This is a genomic window from Aquibacillus albus, from assembly GCF_016908325.1.
Lineage (GTDB): Bacteria > Bacillota > Bacilli > Bacillales > Amphibacillaceae > Aquibacillus_A > Aquibacillus_A albus.
This window is the reverse complement of the sequence record NZ_JAFBDR010000009.1, coordinates 114,241-128,358: the sequence shown is the minus strand read 5'-3', so window position 1 is coordinate 128,358 and position 14,118 is coordinate 114,241. Positions and strand designations below refer to the sequence as shown.

Sequence of the window (14,118 nt, the reverse complement as noted above, 5' to 3'; positions counted from 1 at the left end):
GCATTTTTTAAATTATTTTTACAGAATAGAATTAGAGCTTTAGTAGATGGAGGGATTATTTTGGCTCAAGAAATAGAAATCGAATTTAAAAACTTACTAACTAAACAAGAATATGATCAACTTCGCTCCACCTTTAATCTAGAAAATGTTACGCCGATTAAGCAAACGAATCATTACTTTGAAACAAAAGATTTTAAGCTGAAAAATAAAGGGGCAGCGTTACGGATTCGCGAAAAAAATAACCTATGGCAATTAACGTTAAAAGAACCACATGAAGAAGGATTATTAGAAACCCACGACCCACTTACGGAAGAAGAAGCAAAATCATGGTTAGATGGATCAATTATTCCCAAACCACATGTTGCAAAACAATTAAATCAGCTTGGAATTGATTTTGCAACACTTCACTATGGAGGCGCCTTAACAACGCATCGATTAGAGACCTATTATAAAGATACTGTCGTTGTATTAGATTACAGTACGTATAATGGTAAGGTTGACTATGAGCTTGAACTAGAAGCAAAGGATAAAGTCTATGGAGAAAACATATTTCAAGAGTTGTTAGTAAATAATAGAATAGCAAAACGTAAAGCACCAAATAAAATTGAACGATTTTATTCAACTATATAATTGCGTGTTCAAAAAGCCGACCAATTAGAACCAAGAAGATCGAGGTAGCGCAGTTTTGAACATCCTCTATAAGATTTTAGTTAACATTGTTTTACAACACTGATGTCAGATTACAAGCCATTCTAACCTATAAGCAATCAGATGAGTTGCCCAAATCAGCTAGACACTGTTAAAATAATGACAAATAACTGTACAACACCAATAGAATGAAGGGTATTGGTAAAATGAATCAACCTGGAACAATTTTTGAAGCAATCGGTGGTCACGATACAATTAGCCAACTAGTTGATGCTTTTTATAAACGAGTTCATGTTCATCCAGCATTACAACCAATTTTTCCAGATGACTTAACAGAAACTGCACGAAAACAAAAGCAATTTTTAACACAATTTTTTGGTGGGCCACCATTATATATAGAAGAACACGGACATCCTATGTTACGCCGACGACACTTACCCTTTCCCATTACTCCAGAACGGAAAGATGCATGGCTTGCTTGTATGGAAGCTGCACTTGATGAGGTTAACATACCTGAACCTTACCGAAGTGCCATGTTTGATCGACTAACATTAACTGCACAGCATATGATGAATACACCTGAAGACCAGAAAGGAGAATCGATGTGAGTTTTCATCCATCTGGGCCATCCAATAACGAGAGAATTCAATCTGCGGCGCAGTATGGCTATTTTGATTTACTAAAAAAACCACTAGAGATATATGTTTTTGTCGATCCATTATGCCCTGAATGCTGGTCACTGGAGCCTTATTTAAAAAAGCTTTCCATCGAATACGGCAGATTTTTTACGATTCGCCCGATTTTAAGCGGACAACTAACAACTCTTAATAAAGACAAATTTGATAAACCAAAGCAACTAAAAAAAATATGGGAAAAAACGGCAAGCAGAACTGGTATGAGCTGTGATGGTGATATTTGGATAGAAAATCCGATTTCCTTTCCTTGGATTGCTTCGATTGCAGTTAAAGCAGCAGAACTTCAAGGGAAAAAGGCTGGTAGAAAGTTTTTAAGAAAAGTACAAGAATATGTTTTCTTAAATAAAAGGGACATCTCAAAGGAAGACGTATTGATACAATGCGCGTTTGATACAAAACTTGATATAGACGAGTTCAAAAATGACTTATATTCAACCTCTGCAAAAAAAGCTTTGCAATGTGATTTAAAGCTGACGAAAGAGATGGATGTTGAATATATTCCAACAATGGTGTACTTCAATGAGAATGAAGAAGAAGGATTAAAGCTTTCTGGACTCTACCCCTATGATATTTATGTAAAAGTTATTAAAGAAATGCTACAGAAAGACCCAACACCAGCCAAAAAACCTGAGCTGGTAGATTTTCTTTCTTACTTTGATTTCGTTGGAACCACTGAAATTTCCGTTGTCTATGATTGGTCCATTGAAAAAACCGAAAAAGAAATGAAAAAACTTCAGCTGAAGCAAATTGTTGAAAAGGTACCAGTAAAGTACGGATCCTTTTGGCAATATTTATCACAAAGAAAATAAAGTCTAAAGTTGAAAAGGGCTGTCTCAAAATTTTTGCGATTGAGGCAGTCTTTTGCTTTCTGTGAAGGTCTATTGTTCGGACTAGACATTATATATACTTCCTTATAAAAAAGACGCATCTATTGAAGATACGTCTTTTCCTTGTCTATTTACTAGACAGGGGGATGGGAGAAAGTTTCAAGTCAAACAAAGGGGTTTTGTTTGTTTTTACATCTCACAAATCTTACTATAGCAATTATCCATACAATCAAGCAACCACTTTGTTCATATTTTCACAAAAATGTCACACGTCTAATTTCTCCCTACCCTTCATAAACTATCCATAGCTTGATCATCAATAGATTGGAGGAGGTTATGGAGATGCCAAGCATTACTCATATTTTCTTTCTTTCTCTCACCGTTGTTGCCTTTTTCTTTAACATTCTTGGATTGATGCGGTTAATTCCTATGTTTATCACGTTACCAATGTTGTTCATCTCTATTTACTTAACGGTTTTCTCTTTTTCTCATCGAAATTCGTTTAAAGGCTTCAAATGAATCTATATTGTAGACAACCTTGACTTATCGGGGGGTTTGAGTGAATTCTTTATGCCGAAATTATATACAACAAAGGGTCTGACCCTACTATCATTGGGGTCTGACCCTTTATTCTACTATTATATTTTATCGATTAACTTTTCCATTTCGTTTAACTTCTCTTCGAATACATCGAGCGCAGCTAGTATTGGAGCTTTTTCCGTCATATCTACCCCAGCATGCTTTAACACCTCAATTGGATAATCACTGTTTCCCGCTTTTAAGAAATTTAAATACCTTTCAACTGCAGGTTCCTTCTCTTTCAATATTTGTGAAGCTAAGGATGTTGCTGCAGCGTAACCAGTAGCGTATTGATATACATAGTAATTGTAATAAAAGTGGGGGATTCTAGCCCACTCTAATCCAATCTCCTCATCAACGATTAAATCATCACCAAAGTATTTTTTGTTTAACTCATAATACAGTTCTGTCAATTTGTCTGCAGTTAACGCCTCACCATCTTGTGCAAGAATATGAATATCATGCTCAAACTCTGCGAACATCGTTTGTCTAAATACAGTCCCTCTAAACCCTTCTAGGAAGTGATTTAATAAGTATAATTTTTCCTTTTCATCTGTCGTTTGGTTCACCATGTATTCATTTAATAAATTCTCATTACAGGTCGATGCAACTTCAGCAACAAAAATCGAATAATTTCCATAGCGGAATGGCTGATTTTCTCTCGTGTAATAACTGTGTAACGAATGCCCAAATTCATGTGCTAAAGTAAATAAATTATTAATATTGTCCTGCCAATTCATTAATATATAAGGGTTTGTTCCATATGCACCAGATGAATAAGCACCACTTCTTTTTCCTTTATTTTCATCTACATCTACCCATCGATTCTCAAAACCTTCTTTTAACTTATTTACATAATCTTCTCCTAAAGGAGCCAATCCTTTTAAGAGATGCTTCTGTGCTTCTTCATAGGTGAATTTCATATCCACATTTTTAACAAGCGGCGTATAAAGGTCGTACATATGCAGTTCGTCTAACTGTAATACCCTTTTTCGTAAAGCAACATAACGCTGTAAAAGTGGTAACCGTTGATTCACTGCCTCAACCAGATTATCATATACTTCTTCCGGAATATTGTTGTTATTTAGAGCGGATTGACGTGCTGTTTCGTAATTCCGTATTTTCGCATAAAAGTTATCTTTTTTAATAGCACCTGACAACGTAGAGGAAAATGTGTTTTTAAATTTACCAAAGGTGTCATACATTGCTTTAAATGCATCTCTACGAACGCGCTGCTCATCAGACTCAAGAAAGTTAATATAACGACCATGTGTTAATTCAATTTCTTCCCCTTCTTCATTTTTTACTTTCGGGAACGTTAAATCCGCATTGTTTAACATCCCAAAAGTTTGTGATGCATTTTCAGTAACCTCAGAAGCTTCTGCAAGCAATTCTTCTTCTTGTTGGCTAAGAATGTGAGGACGCTTCCTAGTAATTTCATTTAATGCTTTCTTATAAAGCTGTAATTCCTTTTTATCCTCCAAGAAAGAATCCAGCTTTTGTTCATCAATTGCTAAAATTTCAGGAACGATAAAACTCATCGTGCTTGATGCATTGGTAAGTAAATTTTCTGCTTTACTATTTAATTCTTGATAATGCGAATTCGTTGTATCCTGATCATATCTCATGTGAGCGTATGTATATAACTTTCCTATCCTCTCGGAAACTTCGTCCTGTAAAGATAAAAGCTCATACAATGTGTCAGCAGATTCATCTAGCTTGCCCTGAAATTTTTTGAAATTAGGTATCTCTTTTTTTAGATCCTCTAACTCTTTCACCCATTCCTCATCTGTCTTAAAAATATCTTCCAATTTCCAAGTTCTCTCAACAGGAACTTGATCCCTCGTTTGTAATTCTTTTGCCAAAATAAAATCCTCCTTTTTAGCCATTTCATATAGATACTTCTCTAAACAATAGAAAAATCCTTTTTTACTCACTCACTATTAGTATATCGAATCCATTTATGAATCATTCGTACCAATGCTTGTACAAATGATTTTATCGATAATTTCCCTATCATCCTTTATTCCAGTTTCTATCGTGTTAGGAACATTTGCTTTTTTAATTAACATGTAGGAATCTTCTATACATGTTATAAATTGAAGTTTTTCCAGTAGCACCAAGTACTCATGAATTGGGTTGATTGTAGCTTTTATCAGAGGAAAATAGGATGAGGAAAAGTGATCTTTCAGTCGAATATAACACTGTTTCAAGGACACTTTTTCATTTTTCAGAAGCACATCTAAATACAAAATACTTTGCCAGATCCAAGGTGAACTATTCATCGCAAATTGACTAGGGACTGGTAAATGAATGATTGATGGTAAAAAACAAGGATAGAGACGAAAATTTACATATAACCAATCTCTCCAGTTTTTCTCTTTTTTAGATAGATAAAGGGTAGGGTTTAATCGCCATCGATGTTTTTCTTGAAGCCAGTTTGTATATAATTCTAGAGGAAATGCAGTTGGTGAAAATAGTCGTTTAAATGGTAAGCTAGCTAGTTCATGAAAGGAAATAGAGGCAAAAGCTTTTTTTCTACCTGTAGATTGCACATGTTGAATAATAGATAATTTTTTTGTATTGGAACAGTAAAAGTAAATGGTGCTGGGGAATCCTACAGAAAATTGATGCTGGAAAAGTAATTCATAATGCCCTAAAGATACCTGGGATTTTCCGATTCGATTCATTCGTGTACCTCCAAGAATCCATATCGGTGTTATCTTTTGTTGGTGATAACCATTATTACGTTTCAAAAATTCCGTTTCTGTCATACGAGCACATTGAAACTCGATAGCAATTACTTTTTTATTTATTCGAAGTAATATATCGGAGCGTTGTTTAATATCGGGGAGATAAGTTTCCAATGTGGCATCAATACCTTGTTTTATAAACCAATCATATAGTTGCAGTTTTCCACGTTCATGATATTCCCCCTCTCCCGAACTATGATTGGCGCAAGTACTATTTGGTCTATGTGAAAAATGTGGAATAACTTTTGTTCCAGATTTAAGGATCACTTTTTCCTTACAAACAGGACAATAAAAGCGACCATTCTTTTTATATTTGTTAATCTCTTGATGACTTAATTTGGACAAAAGTAGTAGCTCTCCTTGTTGGTCTAATGCTTGAAGCATCGTAATAATCACCTCCAACTACTATAATTCCGTTGGGATCCCCTAAATTCCTGCTTCATTCCTAATTATTTTTTGATAGTCAAAAAAAAGACACTCGATCTCTCGAATGCCTTCCTAATCAATTGGAAAATGATGTTTAACTTGTGACAATGCTGTATCTTCAAAAATCTCTTTACCATATTCTTGAAGAACGTGTATTGTAACGGTTGATTCTTGACCAAATTCAAGAACTTGGCTTAATACATCTTCTTGTTCTTCATCCGTTAACTGTTCGTCATCGAATTGCAATAGAAGCAAGAACTTATCTTCATAATGATATAAACCATCTGTCAGCCCTTCCACTAATGGAAAATAGTGACTTAATTGAATGATATCCTCAAAATCTGAAAAGCTTATGATAAAAGATAAGTCTTCCATAGCAATGATGTCGTCGTCAATTTCTTCTTCATTTCCAAACTTCTCATCTAACAAGGACTCAATTTTCTCATCAACAGGTAAATCAATCGTTTTGCCACTCTCCGTTGGCAACTCTAAATTCTGGCCATCCTTTGAAATTTGCGCTTTTGTAACAACAATTTCTAACCCTTTATCTAACGCTTGAACTTGAATCCATAGTGGGCCATCTATATTAAAATCGTCTTCATTGTAATTCACTTCGTCCATTACTTGCCAAAATAGTTGTTCACTTTTCTCGCGATTATACCAAATTTCTTCTCGATCAAATCCACGGTCTTCAATGTCTAAATAGGAAATATAAAATTTCACCGTGTTCTCATTTATTCTTTCTATTTCCATTTAACAACTCTCCCTTCTAAAGATATTAGGTGGAAGGGATAACTTCACCTAGCTTTCTACTCCTACTTACACCTTATCATGATTGTAATTCATTTACTTCTATTTTATGATAAAAAAAGGCTAATTGAAAATATAAATGCCTAATTTCATACAAAATGATGTTGTGAGACAAGCTATTTTTATAAAATTAGGAGTATATATTAAATATATATTTTAACTTATTCTTCTACTTTTGTCATCCTATATTCGTCTAGAAAAACATGGATTTTATAAATTTTTCTAGAAACGTCAAATGAATGAAAAACGCAGATCTTGTGTAAAAGACCTGCGTTACACTTAATTAACCATTCGTTGCGCTTCTCGCAATTGAAATGTACGAACTGTTCTAGGAAGGAAACGTCTAATTTCATCTTCATTATATCCAACTTGAAGTCGTTTCTCATCAAGAATAATTGGTCTACGCAATAGCCCTGGGTTTTCTTGAATCAAATTAAACAGATCCTTCAATGGCAATTGATCTAAGTTCATATCCAACTTTTGAAAGACTTTTGATCTTGTAGATATAATCTCATCCGTACCATCTTCTGTCATTCTCAATATCTCTTTAATTTCATCAAGTGTAAGTGCATCAGAAAAAATATTTCTTTCTGTAAACGGGATATCGTGCTCTTCTAACCATGCTTTTGCTTTTCGGCAAGATGTACAACTTGGTGAGGTATAAAGTGTTACCATGGAACTTCACTCCTCAATATGCAAATTTAATTTATAATCATTTCATAGACATTGAAGAATTTATTAAATTAAAATAACTTTAAACAACTCTTCTATGTACAAGTATACTACATTTGTCAATACAAGGATAGGGTATCTAAAAACTTTTAATATAATTGACATATTTTTAGAAAGTGAAACGTCATATCAGTAAGAATTTCTTCCTTCCTCCATTTACATTTCTTTTGAGTTTTGAAGGAGTTGTCTCACCGACAATTATTCACCGTGATAAAGTAGCTTCATTATTGATTACCTTACCCCTATCCCATTAACATTAAACCCTTTTTTATTAAAATTTATGAAGAAAACCCTTTCCTTTTTAATCTTAGTAGAGCAAAGGGGCTTTCCCATAAGGTTTCCCCTTTGCAATGAACAAGTTACTTATTTTTCTTTTATGCCTCCAAAAATATTATCCGCATCACGCCCATCATCATAAGTCAAAACCTCATCAACTGGCTGATACGATTTTCCATATAATTGTTCATCCTTATAAGTATGAATGTCCTCGTACATTTTCTTCATTTTCTTATAAATAGTTTCTTCATCCTCATCTTCTGGTGTCCAGTATAATATTTCCATTGGGTTGTTTTCGTTTGTAGCTAAAGAACGTCGGTTATAGCCTATAGACTGTGCATGGATAAACCCTTCACGTTGATAAAAACGAAGTCTTTTTTCTGAATCAGTATCCTCATAATCAAATGGTTCTACTTCTAAAATAATTGGTTTATTTTTAGCTTTCAACTTTTCCATAAGCTTGTGCCCTAATCCTTGGCCTCTCGATTTTGCCGATACATAAACATAATCTATAAAAATAAACGATTCAAACTCAGCATACATTAATACGTGATGCGGACCTTCATCCTTATGATAAACATCACCTTTTTCTTTTAATAGCATTTCCATATGTTCTTTTGACTTCATTTCTTCAATTGGAAAATACTCATTTAATTTTTCATACCAATTCATGGATCTACTCCCTTGTTTATGTTTTCTTATTTTATTATAACGGAAAATACCAAACATGTTAAATTCATGCTTATCTTTTCCCGAATTCTTACTTAATTATCCTATTTTTTTCAAAAGTACACACTCAAATAATTTCCTGACCAGAACAAAAGGCTCTCACCTTGTCGGTAAGAGCCTTCACTTTTTAATCTAATGGTGTGTAATCAACACCAGGTGTATATCTATTTACAGGATTCCAAATGAGAAATTCTTCAATTCCATTCTCATTTAATGCTTTAATTTGTGCTTCTACTTCCGCTATACCATACTCTGTTGCAGGTCCGGTATATAACCATGGTGCCTCAAAATCTTGAATCCACGGTCTAGAAGTAGGTGGATTTTCTAATTTACCCAATACTTCATTTTCAACTTTCGAATACTCTGTAACTAAGCGATAAGGCTCTTTATCAGGGAAATCAATTCCAAAGTATGCGGTCCAATGACTAGGATAAATCATAGATGATATAACATCTACGTTTTCTGATATCTTAGTGAAGTTTTGCCCAATTCCTGGTGTTTCTTCAATTGTCGCGGAATATCCAAATATATCAACTGAAACGTCCACATCATAATATTCTAATTCAGATTTTGCATATTTAACAAAGTCTGTTACGGCTTCCACCCGTTTTTTAATACCGTTTAAATCTGAATTTGCATAATCTCCTTCACTATATGTCAGTATTTCGTCCCTTTTTTCAAACCCCTCTGGAAATCTTACATAATCAAATTGAATATCCTGGAAGCCTAGTTCTGCTGCCATCTTTGCAATTTCTACATTATATTCCCAAACCTCTTTTTGATAAGGACTAACAAATGCTTCCTGTCTTCCATTTTTCCACACCTGACCATCCTTCGTAAAGGAAAGGTCAGGACGTTTCTCGGCTAATAAAGTATCCTTGAAGACCACAATTCTAGCAATTGGATAAATACCCTTCTCTTCTAACAGCTCTAGCATTTCTCTAGGTTCAGAGATGTAGTTATGCGCAAACTCCTCATAAGGAGAACCCTCTTCGGGACGAAAAGTCAGGTTACCATTATCTTCTTTTACATCTATAACCATTGCATTCAAATCAGTATTTTCTACTAAATCAAGTATTTCTTGAAAACGACTTCCTCCTGCTACTGGACCAGTTACATAAATTCCTCGCACAGCATCTGGATAAGTAAATTCTAACCCTGAATCATAATAAAACCTGCTAATCTTCTCGGGTACCATGAGTGGTTGCAGATTTGTTATCCTTGATTCATGCATCTTCACCATCTTTACCTCATCTTCAGAGGCAGCTTCCATTTGAGCAGGTATTAAAAAAAGCAGGACAAGAAAAAGCGTGAAGTAAATAAGTTTTTGTCGAATTTCCCCCATTTTACTAATCAAACTCCCAATGTTGTATTTACCTCTATTATATAATTGAATCATGCTTAATAGTATGAATTTTTGTAAGTTTTTTTTGGAATTTTTTGCAGGGGTCAGACCCCTTTTCGTTAGTGCAAAAAAATTTCCCCTACACAAAAATCGGCAGGGGGGATTTATAGTTATCCATGTAGCTTTCGTTACTATTTTAATTCTTGCTTGTAAGCTTCAAATTCTTTTGTTGTACATAATACCCAGTGATTTGGACTGATTTCTCGTAATTCAGGCTCTTCCGTTGTGTCGTGCTGGTTTGGATCGTACACAATTCGATTACGAGTTCGTTCGTAATCAGGATCTGGTAATGGAATAGCAGATAATAAAGATTTGGTATAAGGATGAACTGGGTTTTTATATAATTCATCACTGTCAGCTAATTCCACCAATTTCCCGAAATACATAACTCCAATACGATCACTGATATATTTAACCATTGATAAATCATGTGCAATAAACAGATAAGTTAAATCATACTGTTCTTGTAAATCTTTTAGCAGGTTAACCACTTGTGCTTGAATGGATACATCCAAAGCAGAGATAGGCTCGTCCGCAATAATAAACTCAGGATCTACCGCTAGTGCTCTGGCGATACCGATTCTCTGTCTTTGACCGCCGCTAAACTCATGTGGATATCGATTCGCATGTTCCTTATTTAAACCAACCTGTTCAAGTAAATCCTCTACTCTTTTTTTACGCTCTTTTTCATTTTTAACTAAACCGTGAACATCTAGCCCCTCAGCAATAATATCTAGAACAGTCATTCTCGGATTTAGCGATGCATAAGGATCTTGGAATATCATTTGCATCTTCTGGTTAAATTCCTTCAAATGAGATTTTGATTTTTTATCATGAACATTGATACCATTAAAAATCACATCGCCATCTGTGGCTTCATATAACCGAATAATCGTACGACCAGTAGTTGATTTTCCGCATCCAGATTCACCAACTAACCCAAATGTTTCCCCTTTGTAAATATCAAAGGAAATACCATCAACAGCCTTAACCACACTACGTCGGCCCGTTTTAAAATGTTGCTTTAAGTTTTTAACTTCAAGTAGCTTTTGACTCATGACTGCTCCCCTCCTTGATCACTATTAGCAATCATGCCACTAGCCATGCCCTTCATTCTCCGCTTTACAGAGGCAGGTGGTTCTATCTTAGGAGCATTTTCATGCAATAACCAAGTTGCTGCATAATGCGTATCAGATACTTGGAACATTGGTGGATCCATTTCAAAGTCAATTTCTAAAGCATATTCATTTCTTGGAGCAAAAGCATCACCTTTTGGTGGATTTAGCATATCTGGCGGTGATCCTGGGATTGCAACTAGACTTTCTTCCGTATTATCTAATGTCGGCATAGAACCTATTAACCCCCAAGTATATGGATGCTTAGGATTGTAAAAAATTTCATCAACCGTTCCAATTTCTACAATTTTCCCTGCATACATAACTGCAACACGATCTGCGACATTAGCCACTACACCAAGGTCATGCGTTATAAAAATGATGGAGCTTTCTGTTTTCTTTTGAATGTCCTTCATTAATTCCAGAATTTGCGCTTGGATTGTAACGTCTAATGCGGTTGTTGGTTCATCTGCAATTAAGATTTTAGGATTACAAGCAAGTGCAATCGCAATGACAACTCGCTGACGTTGCCCACCTGAGAATTGGTGTGGATACTGATCAACTCTTTCTTTCGCGTTGGGTAGTCCAACTAAGTCAAGAAGTTCGACTGTTCTTGATTTCGCTTCACTGCGACTCATTTTTTGATGTTTTATCAACCCTTCCATAATTTGTGTACCAATCTTCATGGTTGGATTTAGTGAAGTCATCGGATCTTGAAAGATTGTTGATATTTCTTTTCCACGAATTTGTTGCATTTGTTTTTCTTTTAATTTAGTTAGATCTTTTCCTTCAAATAAGATTTCGCCTTCTTTTATACGACCAGGAGGATTAGGAATAAGACGTGCGATAGCCCTTGTAGTTACTGACTTACCAGAGCCTGATTCACCAACAATCGCTAACGTTTCACCCTTTTTTAAATTGAAGGATACACCACGTACCGCTTTAACTTCTCCTCCATAGGTGTCGAAGGAAATGTGTAAATCATTTACTTCTAAAATATTTTCCATGTTGCACCTTCCTCCTATTCACGCATCTTCGGATCTAATGCATCCCGAAGTCCATCAGCGAGTATATTAAATCCAATCATGATTAACGACATAACAATTGCCGGGAAGATCATAATATGCGGATTAATTTGAAGCGATTTAAAACCATCATTAATCAACGTTCCTAATGACGCTTCAGGAGGTTGTAAACCTAGTCCAATAAAGCTTAAAAACGCCTCAAAAAAGATTGCAGATGGAATGGTAAACATTGTATTAATAATAATCATACCCAATGTATTTGGAATGAGATGTTTCGCCAAAATTCGCGTATTGGACGAACCTAATGTGCGCGAAGCAAGTACAAACTCTTGATTTTTTAACTTCAATACTTGACCACGAACAATCCTTGCCATTCCAACCCAACCGGTAATGGTTAAGGCAATGATAATAGATATGATACCAGGGTCCAAAATCATAATCATTAGAATAACAATAACAAGATTGGGAATACCAACTAATATTTCAATAATACGTTGCATGACATTATCTACACGCCCACCGTAATAAGCAGAAATACCACCATAGGCAACTCCAATAACCATGTCAATAATTGCAGCAATAAACGCGATTAGCATAGATATTTGCGTACCGTACCATACACGCGTAAATAAATCACGACCTAGTGTATCTGTACCGAACCAAAAGTACTCATCAACAGCTTTTGCATCGTAAATATAAAAATATGCAATTACCCTTGCAGAATCTTCTTGTCCATTTCCTTCGTTCTTTACATCGAAAGTAATGTATTCAAAATCTGTTTGTGTAAAACGAGCTAATGCTTTTTCCTGAGCTTCCTCAACAGTTGCCGCTGTTAAATCAGCAGATTTTGTTCCATTTAACCGTAACCAATCAATATTTTCTAAACCTTGTACACGAGGAGGCATTTTAGACAAACCAAGGTCTTGGTCATCAAGACCATATTTATTAATATGTGGTCCAGCGAAAGAAAGGACTGCAATCATGAATAGAACGATTATGCCGAAAATAGCTCCCTTATTTTTTCTTAAACGTATCCAAGCATCCTGCCAATAGGACAAACTTGGTCTTCGTATTTCTTCACTCGTATCTTCTTTTCTATTTGCGGGGACAAATAAATCTTTATTTAATTTTTCTTTATCCATTATTCCTTACCTCCAGCGAGTCGGATTCGCGGATCAATAATTCCGTATAATATATCGATGATTAGTATGACAAGAATGAAGAAAAATGCAAAGAATAGTGTAGTCCCCATAATGATTGAGAAGTCATCTGTCATAACAGATGTAACGAATTGTTCTCCAATTCCAGGAATAGAGAATATTTGCTCAATAACTAATGTTCCTGTCATTAAACTAACTGCCATTGGGCCTAATACCGTAACAAGTGGGATTAATGCATTACGCAAGCCATGTTTAAATAATATTGCGGCTTTTGTTACGCCTTTCGCCCTAGCAGTAACAATATAATCTGATCCCATCACTTCAATTAATTCCGTTCTCATAAACCTTGCTGATATAGCCAATGGGAAAATCGCTAATGCTATAGTAGGCATAATTGTTTGGGGAAAAGTCCCCCAGAAAGCGATTGGCAATAATCCAAGCTTAACACCAACGTAATACTGTAATAGACCAGCAAATATAAAAGATGGGATAGAAATACCAACTACTGATATAATGTTCGCTGAGTAGTCCATCCATGAATTATTTCTTATTGCCGCTACGATTCCAAGCAGCATTCCAATAATCGTTCCTACGATTAGAGCTTGTAGTCCTAAATGTGCTGAAACTGGAATTCTACTTAGTAAAATATCCGTTACAGGCTGATTACTTAATTGAAAGGAAACACCTAAATCTCCTTGTAGAAGATTTCCTATATATCTTAAATATTGAATGGGTACAGGGTCATTTAATCCATATTTTTCATACAGGATCTCAAGTTGAGCATCAGATAGCTTTTCTTCCATTTTCAACGGAGACCCTGGTAGCAATTTCATTAGAAAAAAAGAAAATGAAGCAATTAAAAACAACGTCATCAACATATAGCCAAGTCGTTGTATGATATACCGTGCCATTCAAACCCTCCTATTCCTCCTATTAAT

At 35.1% G+C, this 14,118-nt stretch carries 14 protein-coding genes; 4 read left to right on the top strand and 10 right to left on the bottom strand.

Annotated features, from left to right (window positions below; all coding sequences use genetic code 11):
* The first annotated feature begins 60 nt into the window (after window positions 1–60).
* The 4 genes from JOC48_RS09950 to JOC48_RS09935 all read left to right on the top strand — a co-directional run bounded on the left by JOC48_RS09950 (window position 61) and on the right by JOC48_RS09935 (window position 2,689).
* On the top strand, window positions 61–630 hold the full coding sequence (locus tag JOC48_RS09950) for a CYTH domain-containing protein (RefSeq protein WP_204499238.1): 570 nt from the start codon (window positions 61–63) through the stop codon (window positions 628–630).
* Window positions 631–836: 206 nt separating this feature from the next.
* Window positions 837–1,256: a globin domain-containing protein gene (locus JOC48_RS09945; RefSeq protein ID WP_420829218.1), complete on the top strand. Its 420-nt coding sequence runs from the start codon at window positions 837–839 to the stop codon at window positions 1,254–1,256.
* Window positions 1,253–2,152 (top strand): DsbA family protein, encoded by a 900-nt coding sequence (locus tag JOC48_RS09940; protein WP_204499236.1) that lies wholly within the window; start codon window positions 1,253–1,255, stop codon window positions 2,150–2,152. Before JOC48_RS09945 ends, JOC48_RS09940 begins: the two co-directional genes overlap by 4 nt.
* A gap of 360 nt (window positions 2,153–2,512) precedes the next feature.
* Entirely contained in the window at window positions 2,513–2,689 is a 177-nt protein-coding gene (locus tag JOC48_RS09935) for a hypothetical protein (RefSeq protein WP_204499233.1), read from the top strand.
* A 119-nt stretch (window positions 2,690–2,808) separates the two neighbouring features.
* Here the strand turns inward: JOC48_RS09935 and pepF are convergent, their stop codons facing one another.
* The 10 genes from pepF to opp3b all read right to left on the bottom strand — a co-directional run bounded on the left by pepF (window position 2,809) and on the right by opp3b (window position 14,091).
* Window positions 2,809–4,614: an oligoendopeptidase F gene (gene pepF / locus JOC48_RS09930; RefSeq protein WP_420829217.1), complete on the bottom strand. Its 1,806-nt coding sequence runs from the start codon at window positions 4,612–4,614 to the stop codon at window positions 2,809–2,811.
* A gap of 96 nt (window positions 4,615–4,710) precedes the next feature.
* Window positions 4,711–5,886, bottom strand: a complete 1,176-nt coding sequence (locus tag JOC48_RS09925; protein ID WP_204499230.1) for a competence protein CoiA — start codon at window positions 5,884–5,886, stop codon at window positions 4,711–4,713.
* A gap of 114 nt (window positions 5,887–6,000) precedes the next feature.
* Complete coding sequence (gene mecA, locus JOC48_RS09920) at window positions 6,001–6,681, bottom strand: adaptor protein MecA (protein ID WP_204499229.1); 681 nt, start codon at window positions 6,679–6,681, stop codon at window positions 6,001–6,003.
* A 336-nt stretch (window positions 6,682–7,017) separates the two neighbouring features.
* Window positions 7,018–7,413 (bottom strand): transcriptional regulator SpxA, encoded by a 396-nt coding sequence (spxA, locus tag JOC48_RS09915; protein WP_204499228.1) that lies wholly within the window; start codon window positions 7,411–7,413, stop codon window positions 7,018–7,020.
* 420 nt (window positions 7,414–7,833) lie between these two features.
* Window positions 7,834–8,418: a GNAT family N-acetyltransferase gene (locus JOC48_RS09910; protein WP_204499227.1), complete on the bottom strand. Its 585-nt coding sequence runs from the start codon at window positions 8,416–8,418 to the stop codon at window positions 7,834–7,836.
* A 184-nt stretch (window positions 8,419–8,602) separates the two neighbouring features.
* The gene (locus JOC48_RS09905) at window positions 8,603–9,874 is read right to left on the bottom strand and encodes a putative glycoside hydrolase (RefSeq protein WP_239584290.1); all 1,272 of its coding nucleotides are present in this window, start codon (window positions 9,872–9,874) and stop codon (window positions 8,603–8,605) included.
* 137 nt (window positions 9,875–10,011) lie between these two features.
* The gene (locus JOC48_RS09900; RefSeq protein ID WP_204499225.1) at window positions 10,012–10,938 is read right to left on the bottom strand and encodes an ABC transporter ATP-binding protein; all 927 of its coding nucleotides are present in this window, start codon (window positions 10,936–10,938) and stop codon (window positions 10,012–10,014) included.
* Window positions 10,935–12,002 (bottom strand): ABC transporter ATP-binding protein, encoded by a 1,068-nt coding sequence (locus JOC48_RS09895; RefSeq protein ID WP_204499222.1) that lies wholly within the window; start codon window positions 12,000–12,002, stop codon window positions 10,935–10,937. The genes JOC48_RS09900 and JOC48_RS09895 overlap by 4 nt, the downstream gene beginning before the upstream one ends.
* Before the next feature lie 14 nt (window positions 12,003–12,016).
* Complete coding sequence (gene opp3C / locus JOC48_RS09890) at window positions 12,017–13,162, bottom strand: oligopeptide ABC transporter permease (protein WP_204499220.1); 1,146 nt, start codon at window positions 13,160–13,162, stop codon at window positions 12,017–12,019.
* Window positions 13,162–14,091 carry an oligopeptide ABC transporter permease gene (gene opp3b / locus JOC48_RS09885; protein ID WP_204499218.1) on the bottom strand — a complete coding sequence of 310 codons (930 nt, stop codon included), beginning with the start codon at window positions 14,089–14,091 and terminating at the stop codon, window positions 13,162–13,164. Before opp3b ends, opp3C begins: the two co-directional genes overlap by 1 nt.
* Window positions 14,092–14,118: the final 27 nt, after the last annotated feature.

Excerpts from the sequence above, each read along its gene's own strand:
- opp3C (WP_204499220.1), bottom strand. The coding sequence starts at position 13,162 with ATGGATAAAGAAAAATTAAATAAAGATTTATTTGTCCCCGCAAATAGA.
- spxA (WP_204499228.1), bottom strand. The coding sequence starts at position 7,413 with ATGGTAACACTTTATACCTCACCAAGTTGTACATCTTGCCGAAAAGCA.
- JOC48_RS09900 (WP_204499225.1), bottom strand. The coding sequence starts at position 10,938 with ATGAGTCAAAAGCTACTTGAAGTTAAAAACTTAAAGCAACATTTTAAA.
- mecA (WP_204499229.1), bottom strand. The coding sequence starts at position 6,681 with ATGGAAATAGAAAGAATAAATGAGAACACGGTGAAATTTTATATTTCC.
- JOC48_RS09945 (WP_420829218.1), top strand. The coding sequence starts at position 837 with ATGAAGGGTATTGGTAAAATGAATCAACCTGGAACAATTTTTGAAGCA.
- opp3b (WP_204499218.1), bottom strand. The coding sequence starts at position 14,091 with ATGGCACGGTATATCATACAACGACTTGGCTATATGTTGATGACGTTG.
- JOC48_RS09895 (WP_204499222.1), bottom strand. The coding sequence starts at position 12,002 with ATGGAAAATATTTTAGAAGTAAATGATTTACACATTTCCTTCGACACC.
- JOC48_RS09925 (WP_204499230.1), bottom strand. The coding sequence starts at position 5,886 with ATGCTTCAAGCATTAGACCAACAAGGAGAGCTACTACTTTTGTCCAAA.
- JOC48_RS09935 (WP_204499233.1), top strand. The coding sequence starts at position 2,513 with ATGCCAAGCATTACTCATATTTTCTTTCTTTCTCTCACCGTTGTTGCC.
- JOC48_RS09910 (WP_204499227.1), bottom strand. The coding sequence starts at position 8,418 with ATGAATTGGTATGAAAAATTAAATGAGTATTTTCCAATTGAAGAAATG.
- JOC48_RS09905 (WP_239584290.1), bottom strand. The coding sequence starts at position 9,874 with ATGATTCAATTATATAATAGAGGTAAATACAACATTGGGAGTTTGATT.